Below are 10,656 nucleotides of genomic sequence, written 5' to 3' on the forward strand. Positions count from 1 at the left end.
TAGCGACGGCGCGTTGATCAGGAGGACGACATGTGGGATCCAGATGTCTACCTGGCCTTTGCGGACCATCGCAGCCGGCCCTTCTACGACCTGCTGTCGCGGGTGGGGGCCGAGCGGGCCCGGCGGGTCGTCGATCTCGGTTGCGGGCCCGGCCACCTGACCAAGTACCTGTCGCGGCGCTGGCCGGACGCGGTGATCGAGGCGATGGACGCCTCGCCGGAGATGGTCGCCGCGGCGAAGGAACGCGGCATCGACGCTGTCGTCGGCGACTTGCGGGACTGGAAGCCCAAGCCGGATACCGACGTCGTGGTCAGCAACGCCGCTTTGCATTGGGTGCCCGAGCACGCCGATCTGCTGGTGCGTTGGGTGAACGAGCTGCCGGCCGGGTCGTGGATCGCCGTCCAGATCCCGGGCAACTTCGAGACGCCTTCACACGCCACGGTGCGGACACTGGCCCGCCGTGAGCCCTACGCAAAAGTAATGCGGGACATACCGTTTCGAGTCGGCGCCGTGGTGCAGCCGCCGATTCAGTACGCCAACCTGCTGTTGGATGCCGGATGCAGGGTCGATGTCTGGGAGACAACCTACCTGCACCAGTTGTCCGGTGACAATCCGGTGCTGGAATGGATCACCGGGACGGCGCTGGTTCCGGTGCGCGAACGGCTGAGCGGCGAAGACTGGGAGCGATTCCGCGAGGAACTCATTCCGCTGCTGGACGACGCGTACCCGCCCCGGGCCGACGGTACGACGATCTTCCCGTTCCGGCGGGTGTTCATCGTCGCCGAGGTCGGCGGCTCGCGGCGCTCCGCCGGCTAACCGCTCGCTTCCTTCTCGATCCCGCGTTCGGCGGCGATCGCCGACCGGGAGGTCGGCTTCATCCGGTGAATCTGCAGATACGTCTCGGTGTAACGCGCCGCGATGCGGGTGCCGGCGAACTCCGACGGGATGACGTCACCGGTGCGCTGCCGCCAATCATGAAGCCGCACAGCGAAATCCGCCGCGATCTCGTCGGCGCCCGGGGCGTCACCGGCCAGCAGATTGGTCGTCTCGCTGGGGTCGGTGCGCAGATCGTAGAGTTCGCGCTCCGGGCGTGGGCCGGTGACGAACGGCGCCACGGCGATCCCCGAGGGGCTTTCCTCGATATCCAGGGGCAGGTCGAGCAGCGGCCGTGCGGCGTAGTTCTCGATGTAGCTGTATTCCTTGGTGCGAATCGCCCGGATGGGATCGAACGAGTCGTGGTAGGTCTTCGTCGTGTACACATGGTCTCGCACCGGCACGGTGTGCGGGTCCGGCGCTACCAGGGCACGCGCGTGCGACACCCCGTCGACGTCGGCGGGAACGTCGAGGCCCAGCAGGTCCAGCAGCGTCGGCACCAGGTCCACGCCGCTGAACAGTTCGTCGTACACGCGCGGGGTCACGGCCCGGCCGGCGGGGGGCCGGATGATCATGCCGATGCCCGTTCCCGCTTCGTAGAGCGTGGATTTCGCGCGGGGGAACGCCGGGCCGTGGTCGGTGAAGAACACCACCCAGGTGGTGGCGTCCAATCCGGTTTCGGCCAGCGTGTCCAGCAGCCGGCCGACGGCGGCGTCGGCCGTCGCGATCGCCCCGTAGAAGCTGGCGAGGTCGCCGCGTACCTCGGGGGTGTCGGGTAGGTAGTCGGGCGGGTCGACCTCCGTGGTGTCCGCCGGCTCGTAGCGGTCCCGCGGATACGGCCGGTGCGTCTCGAAGAACCCGGCGGTCAACAGGAACGGTTGGGCCCCGAGATCTTCGGTACGTTCGCGCAGCCATTCGCCCGCCTTGTCCACCACGTACTCGCAGTACGAGTTCGACACGTCGAACTCGTCGAAGCCCAGCCGCTGCGGATAGGAGGTCTCGTGCTGCATGCCGAAAAGCGCCGTATACCAACCCGCGTCGGTCAATATCTCGGGCAGGGTGCGCACACCGCTGCGGTATTCCCAGCCGTGGTGTGCCAGCCCGATCAGGCCGTTGGTCTGCGGGTAGCGGCCGGTGAACAGCGATCCGCGCGACGGCGAGCACAGCGGCGCCGTGGCGTGCGCCCTGGTGAACAGGACGCCCTCGGCGGCAAGGCGGTCCAGCCGGGGGCTGACGACGTCCGGGTGGCCGTAGACGCCCAGGTAACGGCCCAGGTCGTGCCAGTGCACCATCAGCACATTCTCTTGTCGGTCGGCTGCTTCGCCCGGCGCCAATTGCGTCACCTCTCCAAGTTGCTCGCGACCGGCGACGATACCGCAGCTACTCGGGGGGAGACTGGGGGCGCCGACTCCAGCGGTTCTCGCAGACGAACTCCGAGAGCGGGCGGGCGACGGCCCAGCCGTCCAGTTCCAGCGCGGGCCGGTCGGGGAACTCGGGCACCGGTCCCAGGCACAGGATGGCCACCGGCTCCGCCCCGGCGGGCATCTCGAGCAGGACCGCCAACCGGTGCGGATCGAACAGCGAAACCCAGCCCATGCCAAGGCCTTCGGAGCGCGCCGCCAGCCACAGATTCTGGATCGCGCACGACACCGACGCAAGATCCATCTGCGGTAGCGTCCGCCGGCCGAACACGTGCCGCTCCCGGCCGTCGCCCAGCGCCACCACCAGCAGCTCGGCGCATTCCAGGATGCCTTCGACCTTCAGCGCCAGAAACTCCTCGCCCCGCTCGCCCAGGGCCGCGGCGGTGCGCGGGCGCTCCTCGTCGACGAGCGCGTGGATGCGCCGCCGCAGCCCGTCATCGGTGATCCGGATGAAACGCCACGGCTGCATCAGGCCGACGCTGGGCGCCGCGTGCGCGGCCTGCAGCAGGCGCGCCAGCACGTCCTCGGCCACCACGCCGGGTGAGAACCGGCGCATGTCCCGCCTTTCGGAGATCACCCGATAGACGGCCCGTCGCTCCTGCGGGCTGAAGGCCTCCTCGCTCACGGGAGTCATCGTAGGAAATCCGGGCTAGCGTGAACCGTGTCCGCAGCACGGATCCGGCGAACACCCGAGAAAGGAGTGTTCCGTGAAGCCCTTGGACTCACTCGACCAGCTACCGATCGACCGCGTCGCCGCCGGCCGCGTGTACGGCGAGCCCTATCAGACACCGGACGGCACCACGGTGATCCCCGTCGTCAAACCGCGCGGCGTCTTCGTCGTCCGCAACGGCGAGGCGTCCTGGACGCCCGCCGTGGACGGGAATCGAGTCGCGCAGCTGGCAGTGCTGACCGGCCTGCTGGCGGCGGTGATCGGCAGCCTCGCGGTGCTGCGGCAGCCGCCCTGGCCGCGGATGACCATCACGGACTATAGGTAACGCCGACCGCGCGGAAGACGTACTCGGGTGGCATGTCGAAGGTCAGCGATCGCCGCGGCAGGCCGCTGAGCACGTCGGCCGGAATGGCGGCTTTGTAGTGCAGCGACAGCTCGCCGCTGAACCTCGGGTCGACCTGGGCGACGTCGACGTGGACCTGCAAACCCGTCGACGATATCTCGACCTGCGCCGCACCGTTGTGCGCCGAATCCCAGCGGACGTCGACGGTCGGGCCGGCCAGCCTGGGCAACATGGACAACGTGGCGAGCACCCGCTCGGAGCTGAACACCAGCGAACCCGTGTAGCTGGCGACGCTGTGCGGCAAGCGCACGCCGGGGATGGCGCCGCGGAATCGCCGGGTCACCGGGACGTAGTCGGCGAGGTGGATAAGGCCTTCCGCCTCGACCTGCGCGTACACGTCGTCGGGCAGCTTGCCGATGCCGAACAACCTACGGACGAACACGGCCATGACGCCAGTATGGACCGGGCCCGGGGATCGCGTGGTCAGGCCGCCTGCGCCCGCGCTCAGCGCGGCTGGTATCGGTGAGGGCATGACGCGATCCCGGACCATTGCGGCCCTGTGCGTCGCCCTGGCCGCCGTCGCGGTGTACGGCCTGATGTGGGTGGGTTATTCGCAGGACTGGCACTGGCAGCAGCGCCTGGACTGGTCACTGTTGGACGCCGCGCGGGACAGTGCGGTCAAACACCCGTTCTGGGTGCGGTTCTGGGCGGACGTCTCCTTTGCGCTGGGCCCGGTCCCGTTGCGGGTGCTGGGCACGGTGGCGGCGGTGGCCGCCCTGGTCATGCGCCGGGTGCGGGCGGCGCTGTTGCTGTTGGCGTGTGCGCCGCTGAGCGGGCTCGTCACAGTGGCGGCCAAGACGCTGGTGGATCGGCCGCGGCCGTCGACCATGCTGGTGCCCGCGGCCGAGACCTCGTTTCCGTCCGGGCACGCGCTGGAGGCGACGGCCGCGTTGCTCGCCGCGCTGTCCCTGATGTTGCCGACGTTGAACCGGGCGGTGCGCCGCGGTGCGGTCGCGCTGGTCGCGCTGAGCGTGCTGAGCGTGGGGATCTCCCGGGTGGCGCTGAACGTCCATTACCCATCCGACGTGTTGGCGGGCTGGTCGCTGGGCTACCTGTATTTCCTGCTGTGTTTCACGGTAATTCGGCCCGCGAGCCCGGCTTCCTCCCGAAAACCCTGCGCCGCGGGAGATTTGGTCACGGCGCGGTGACCTAACCGGGTCTAAAGCTTTACTTGACCTCGCGCTGTGGGGGTTTGACGATGGAGGTCATGCGCCGACTGCTCGCTTCGCTGTTCGCTTCGGCGTGCGCAATTTTCGCGTCGCTGGCGCTGGCGCCGCTCAGTGCCGCGGCGGGTGCCCCCTGGTTCGCCAACGCGGTCGGTAATGCCACGCAAGTGGTTTCGGTGATGAGCACCGGCGGGTCGAACGCGACGATGGACATCTATCAGCGCTCCGCCGCCGGGTGGCAGGCGCTGCGGACCGGGGTTCCCACCCATGTCGGTTCGGCGGGCATGGCAGCGGAGGCCAAGAGCGGGGTGCCGGCCACTCCGATGGGCGTGTACACCCTGGACTCCGCCTTCGGCACCGCGCCGAATCCCGGTACCGGACTGCCGTACACCCAGGTGGGCTCCAATCACTGGTGGAGCGGCGACGACCACAGCCCCACCTTCAACTCCATGCAGGTGTGTCAGAAGGCGCAGTGCCCGTTCAACACCGCCGAGAGCGAGAACCTGCAAATCCCGCAGTACAAGCACGCGGTCGTGATGGGGGTCAACAAGAACAAGACCCCGGGCGGCGGCTCGGCGTTCTTCTTCCACACCACCGACGGGAAACCCACCGAGGGATGCGTCGCCGTCGACGACGCTCAGCTGGTGTCGATCATGAAGTGGCTGCGCCCCGGAGCGGTGATCGCAATCACCAAGTAGCGGGTCAGGTGGCCAGGGCGCGACCGGGTTTGACGTTGAAGTCCATGCCCGCCAACGACATCGTGGCGTCGTAGGTCCGGTCGTACCCGGTGCCGCTGATCTTCCAGCCGGCCTCGGTGCGCCGGTAGGTGTCGCGGTAGAACGCCGCACCGATCAGCATGAAGTTGAATTCGGCGACGATCACCCGGTCCTGCAAATACCAGTTGCCCGTTGCGGTCTCGCCGGTCACGGTGATCTCCGGATGGGTCACCCGGTGCTCGGTGATGACGTTGGGCCCCAGCGAGGTGCGCATGTACTCCACCAGCTCGTCGCGGTTGTTGAAGTGCAGCTCGTTGCCGAGCGACGGCCCGTAATCGGCCTTGATGTCCTCGGCCAGCGTGTCGGCGAAGTCGTCCCAGTGCTTGGTGTCCAGCGCGCGCAGATACCGGTATTTGACGTGCTTGATGGCTTCGATATCGGCCAGCTCGTCGAGGGTGAGGGTGGTCATCCGGTCATTGCAGCACACGGTGACAAGCCGCGGTCACCTTGGGCGGCGTGTCTTCTGTGTGGTCTGGGTATCGCGGTAGCCGTGACCGTCGGAGAGGTAGCGGGTCACCATGTCGATCAGGGCGCGCCGTTCCAGGCTCCAGTCGACGGCGGTCCCGGTGACCATCTGCGCCAGCACCACGCCCCGCAGCGTCGCCCAGATCACCTCGGCCACACCGGGGTTCGCTGGATCATCGGTGATCAGCCGGCCCAGCTTCCCGATCGCGGCGTTCATCTCCAGCAGATGACGCCGCGGGGATTCGCCCGGGCCGCCGCGGGTCGCCCGCAGGATTTCGAACGCCGCCATCGACGTCGGGCTGCTGTAGCAGCCCCACGCGGTGTCGATGACCACCTCGATGCGCTTGCGCAGCGGCAGCTCGCTGACATCGGCCGACGACAGGCTCTCGATCAGCCGGTCCACCCCGTCGTCCACGACGGCCATCAGCATGCCGTTGCGATCCCCGAAGTGATACTGGATGACGCCCCACGTCACGCCCGCGCGCTCGGCGACGTGCTTGGCGGTCGCGGCGGCGAAGCCCTCTTCCGTGATGCAGCGGACCGTCTCGTCGATGATCTTCGCGCGCGTGTCGTCGCCGCGCTTGCGCGGCGCCGTGGTGCGCCGGGTGGGGCCAACCGAGCCCCCGGCCTGACCTGCAGCAATCGACATTGTTGACTTTATAACATAGCCAAGTCTATTTTTGGGCCGTGAGCCGATCCCGTTACGCGCGGTTGACCCGCGAGCAGCTGGCCGTCCTGGTTCCCGAATTGCTGCTGATCGGGCAGCTGATCGACCGCTCGGGCATGGCCTGGTGCATCAGCGCGTTCGGCCGCGACGAGATGGTGCAGATCGCCATCGAGGAGTGGGCCGGAGCCAGCCCGATCTACACCCGGCGCATGCAGCGGGCGCTCAACTTCGAAGGCGACGACGTGCCGACCATCTTCAAGGGCTTGCAGCTCGACATCGGCGCGCCACCGCAATTCATGGACTTCCGCTACACCGTCCACGACCGCTGGCACGGCGAATTCCAGCTCGACCACTGCGGCGCGCTGCTCGACGTGGAGCCGATGGGCGAGAAGTACGTGTTCGGCATGTGTCACACCATCGAGGACCCGACCTTCGACGCCACCGCGGTGGCGACCAACGCCCGTGCCCAGGTGCGCCCCATCCACCGGCCGCCGCGGACGCCGAAGGACCGCCATCCGCACTGCGCGTGGACCGTCATCATCGACGAGTCCTATCCCGAGGCCCAGAGCATCCCCGCGTTGGACATCGTGCGCCAAACCCTGGCTGCCACATGGCAACTCGATCCGATCGACCGCTCCGACGAGGGGAAGGCGGACTACTCCGGCCCGCTGCTGTCCGACTTCGACTTCGCGGGCTTCTCACATTCGGCGCTGGTCCGGATGGCCGACGAGGTCTGTCTGCAGATGCACCTGCTCTACCTGTCGTTCGCCATCGCGGTGCGGGCCCGCGCGGCCGACGAGGCCCAGGCCGTGTCGGTGTGCACGCAAGGCCTGACCGGCATAGCGGGCGTGGCCGCCGAGCGCATCCACCGCGCGCTGCGACTCCCGGGCGGCATCGAGGGCGTGCTGCAGGTGCTCGAACTGCATCCCTTGCTGAACCCCGCGGGCTATGTCTGCGCGGAGACGGCCAATCGGCTCGTGGTGCACCGCTCGCCGGCCCACGACGACGCCGCGTGGATCGCGCTGTGCTCGCCCGAATCGGTGCAACCGCTGCAGGCGATCGCCACCGCCGTCGACCCGCACATCGAGGTCCGGGTCAGCGGCACGGACACCGACTGGACCGCGGAACTGGTCGAAACCGACGCCGCGGCGGCCGAACTGCCCGAGGTGTCGGTGACAAAGGTGAGCGGCGGAGCGACATTCCAGTTCGAGCCGAGGCGCTCGCTGCCCCTGACCGTGGTGTGAGCAACCGCGTCGATTTGTCAAGGGGTATGCGGTACCACTTCGGTGACGAGGTGGCATCGACCGAATACCGATGATGTTGCAAGCCATCGGTTTTGGGCGTGTCCACGGCTATGGTTAACGCTGGCCACCGACCCCTATAGACGAAAGTTTTCGCTCTATGTACGACCCACTCGGGTTGTCGATCGGGACCACGAACCTGGTCGCTGCGCGCAACGAGAGTCCACCGGTTAGCCGGCGTTCGGTGCTGACGCTTTATCCGCACTGCGCGCCGGAAATTGGTGTGCCCGAGGAGAATTCGCACCTCGCCGAGTCCGGCGTGATGATGAAGGGCTTCGTCGAGCGCATCGGTGATTCGGTAGCGCTGGTGTCCGCCGACGGGTCCGCGCATGACCCGGAACTGCTGACGGTGGAGGCCCTGGACGCGATGGTGCGCGCCGCCGGCGCGGACGCCTCGTGCTCGGAGATCTCCATTGCCGTGCCCGCGTACTGGAAACCCGTGACGGTGCAGGCATTGCGCGACGGCCTGCGGACGCATCTGGGATTCGTCCGCAGCGGCATGGCGCCCCGGCTCGTCTCGGACGCGATCGCGTCGCTGACCGCGGTGAAGGCCGAGCTCGGCCTGCCCGACGACGGTGTGGTGGGGGTGCTGGACTTCGGTGGCGGCGGTACGTCGGCCACGCTGGTGGATGTCGCGGGCGACTTCGAACTCGTCAGCGCGACAATGCGTTACGCGGCCCTGTCCGGCAACGAGATCGACCAGGAGCTGCTGCTGCGGGTGTTCGAGGAGCTGGGCCGCGGCAGCGGCATCGACCCGGCCAGCACCGCCGCCGTCGGCCAACTCGGCGATCTGGGGGAACAGTGCCGGCTGGCCAAGGAGCGGCTGTCCACCGACGTGGTCGCCGAAATCGCCGCCCAGCTGGGCGAACGCAGTTGCAGTTACACGCTGAAGCGGGACGATCTGGAAGACCTGATGGCGGATCGGCTGACCGGCTTCATCTACGCCTTCGACGACATGCTGGTGCGCTACCGCAAGAACTGGGCGGACCTCGCGGCGGTGGTGACTGCCGGCGGGGGTGCGCACATCCCACTTGTCGCTGAACGGCTTTCGGTGCACGGACGCATCCCGGTCCTGACGCCGTCGCAACCCGCACTCGCGGCGGCCGGCGGCGCGTTGCTGCTGGCGTCCCGCGGTGGCGAGCTGAGCCTGCGCACGCGGACGTCGATAGGCGCCCTCGCGGGCGCCAACGCCGCCAACGATGTCGTGGACCTCGGTGCCGGCGACGTGCTGGTGATCGACGACGAGGCGTTGACGGATCGGGAATTGGCCTGGTCGCAGACCGAATACCCCGGCGACGTGCGGGTGCGGTTCGGCGGCGAAATCTACGACGAAGACGGCCCGTCCGGCTGGTCGATGCGGCTGAACGTGATCGACCCGCCCCCGGACCGGCCTTGGCGCCGCCTGCGGTTGTCGCAGTTGATCATCGGCATGTCCGCCCTGGTGGCCATGACGGCGATCGGCGGCGTGGCCTACACGCTGACTGGCATCGAGAATCGCCAGGCGCCGCCCGCGCCCAGCGTCGCGCCTCTGCCGGCGCCCCCGGCCAGCCCCCTGGTTCCGCGCCCGCGCGGCGCCACGTCGTCCTCGTCGGCGACGGCGCTGTAGGCCAGCGCATCGGCGGTCGCGTTGCCCCAGACGTCCAGGTAGGTAGGGCCGATCGGTCGGGGACTCACTTCTCCGGTGCCCGGGTCCAGCGCGTAGGCCAGGGCCGCCGTGGACGAGGCGAACAGCGGCGCGTTCGCCGACGCCAGTGCCGCCCCGCGGGCCAGCGCCATCTCCGGCTCCTCTGGAGCCGTCACCTCGAGCGGGGTCGCCGCCTCGAGTGCGGGCTTGACCGCCACGATGTCCGTGCCGCAGCCCACCAGGAACACGCCGTCCGCCCGGGCCCCCCGCGAATCGAGGCCGGCGACCATCGTCGCCAACTCGGCGGCGAGCGGCTCTTCCCCGGCGTCCAACAGCTGCTGGCGGTGCAGGTCGACGATGGAGCCATCGGTGGCGTCGACGACGGCCAGCGTCGCGGTCCCGGGCTCGACGAACAGCATCGCGATGTGCGCGTAGTTTAGGGCGGACCCGATCGTCTGGGCCAGTGCGGCCGCGGCGAGCAACGGGGACACCAGCATCACGTTGCCCATGCCGTGGCGGGCCATCGCATCCCGCAGCGCGCCGACGCCGGCGGGGTCCGTCCAGGTCACTCCCGTCGACACCAGTTTGTAGCCGCCCGCGAGCGCGCCTTCCCGGGTGCCGCCGATCGCCGCAAGCACTTGGTCGACCGCCGCAGCAGCCACCGAGTCGTCGCCGGCTACCTCGAACTCGTCCTGTTCGACGGTGACACCGTCGGCGTCCTGGCCCTCGATGACCACCAGGCGGACCGTCTCGGGAGCCATCGAGACTCCCAGCACGATGTCCACGTACGCCTCCACAGTCCGCTGATTTGTCCCGGGGACCCACCATGGGTACCACCGGATAGACCCGCCCGACCGGGTGACACCACGCTACCCGCGCGGGCACGGACGCGCTCATGAATTGCGCTCAGCAGGGACGACCGGCGGTTAGTAGCCCGGGCTCAGGAACGGATTCTGCGAGTTCCCCGGGTACTGCTGGTACGGGGGGTACTGCGGATATGGCGTGTACTGCGGCGCCTGTGTCTGCGGAGCCTGCGTCTGCGGGACCTGGATCGGAATCGGCACCGGCAACAGCGGCACGTGGATCCACTCGGTGGTCATCGGCACCGTCGTCGTGGTGGTCGTGGTGGTCGACGGCGTGGGCGTTTCGGTCGTGGTCGACGGCGGCGGCGGGGGCGTCGTCATGACCGTCGTGGTCGGCGCCTGAGTCGACGGCGGGGCGGTGTGCCGCGGGGTCCAGACCGGTGGCGCCTGCGTGGTGACCACCACCGGCGGCGACGGCCGGCTCCCG

10 protein-coding genes and 3 pseudogenes are annotated in these 10,656 nt (G+C 68.7%); 6 read left to right on the forward strand and 7 right to left on the reverse strand.

Annotated elements, in window-relative coordinates:
* Positions 1-30: 30 nt before the first annotated feature.
* A complete protein-coding gene (locus A5678_RS08875; RefSeq protein WP_068040964.1) occupies positions 31-816 on the forward strand; it encodes a trans-aconitate 2-methyltransferase in 786 nt (261 codons plus the stop codon).
* Here the strand turns inward: A5678_RS08875 and A5678_RS08880 are convergent.
* A complete protein-coding gene (locus A5678_RS08880) occupies positions 813-2,165 on the reverse strand; it encodes a sulfatase (protein ID WP_156746825.1) in 1,353 nt (450 codons plus the stop codon). The genes A5678_RS08875 and A5678_RS08880 overlap by 4 nt on opposite strands.
* An 88-nt stretch (positions 2,166-2,253) precedes the next feature.
* A complete protein-coding gene (gene bluB, locus A5678_RS08885) occupies positions 2,254-2,928 on the reverse strand; it encodes a 5,6-dimethylbenzimidazole synthase (protein ID WP_068040968.1) in 675 nt (224 codons plus the stop codon).
* 73 nt (positions 2,929-3,001) lie between these two features.
* Between bluB and A5678_RS08890 the strand changes: the two genes are divergently transcribed.
* The gene (locus A5678_RS08890) at positions 3,002-3,289 is read left to right on the forward strand and encodes a hypothetical protein (RefSeq protein ID WP_068040970.1); all 288 of its coding nucleotides are present in this window, start codon (positions 3,002-3,004) and stop codon (positions 3,287-3,289) included.
* On the opposite strand, the gene A5678_RS08895 is transcribed toward A5678_RS08890, so the two are convergent.
* Entirely contained in the window at positions 3,273-3,755 is a 483-nt protein-coding gene (locus A5678_RS08895; RefSeq protein WP_068040972.1) for a hypothetical protein, read from the reverse strand. The two genes, A5678_RS08890 and A5678_RS08895, sit on opposite strands and share 17 nt — an antisense overlap.
* Before the next feature lie 82 nt (positions 3,756-3,837).
* On the opposite strand from A5678_RS08895, the gene A5678_RS08900 reads away from it, so the two are divergent.
* Entirely contained in the window at positions 3,838-4,515 is a 678-nt protein-coding gene (locus A5678_RS08900; protein WP_068040974.1) for a phosphatase PAP2 family protein, read from the forward strand.
* A gap of 59 nt (positions 4,516-4,574) precedes the next feature.
* A complete protein-coding gene (locus A5678_RS08905) occupies positions 4,575-5,231 on the forward strand; it encodes a L,D-transpeptidase (protein ID WP_068040989.1) in 657 nt (218 codons plus the stop codon).
* A gap of 4 nt (positions 5,232-5,235) precedes the next feature.
* On the opposite strand, the gene A5678_RS08910 is transcribed toward A5678_RS08905, so the two are convergent.
* Positions 5,236-5,718, reverse strand: a complete 483-nt coding sequence (locus A5678_RS08910; protein WP_156746822.1) for a nuclear transport factor 2 family protein — start codon at positions 5,716-5,718, stop codon at positions 5,236-5,238.
* 33 nt (positions 5,719-5,751) lie between these two features.
* On the reverse strand, positions 5,752-6,423 hold the full coding sequence (locus A5678_RS08915) for a TetR/AcrR family transcriptional regulator (protein ID WP_068040978.1): 672 nt from the start codon (positions 6,421-6,423) through the stop codon (positions 5,752-5,754).
* 38 nt (positions 6,424-6,461) lie between these two features.
* Between A5678_RS08915 and A5678_RS08920 the strand changes: the two genes are divergently transcribed.
* Positions 6,462-7,685, forward strand: a complete 1,224-nt coding sequence (locus A5678_RS08920; RefSeq protein WP_068040980.1) for a hypothetical protein — start codon at positions 6,462-6,464, stop codon at positions 7,683-7,685.
* A 157-nt stretch (positions 7,686-7,842) separates the two neighbouring features.
* Positions 7,843-9,303: pseudogene (locus tag A5678_RS08925) on the forward strand (Hsp70 family protein); the annotation flags it as partial.
* A gap of 11 nt (positions 9,304-9,314) precedes the next feature.
* Here A5678_RS08925 and A5678_RS26390 read toward each other — a convergent pair.
* Both A5678_RS26390 and A5678_RS27805 read right to left on the reverse strand, forming a co-directional pair.
* Positions 9,315-10,151 (reverse strand): annotated as a pseudogene (locus A5678_RS26390) (hypothetical protein); the annotation flags it as partial.
* A gap of 141 nt (positions 10,152-10,292) precedes the next feature.
* A pseudogene (locus A5678_RS27805) lies at positions 10,293-10,656 on the reverse strand (hypothetical protein); the annotation flags it as partial.

Source organism: Mycobacterium sp. E2733 (genome assembly GCF_001667585.1).
GTDB lineage: Bacteria > Actinomycetota > Actinomycetes > Mycobacteriales > Mycobacteriaceae > Mycobacterium.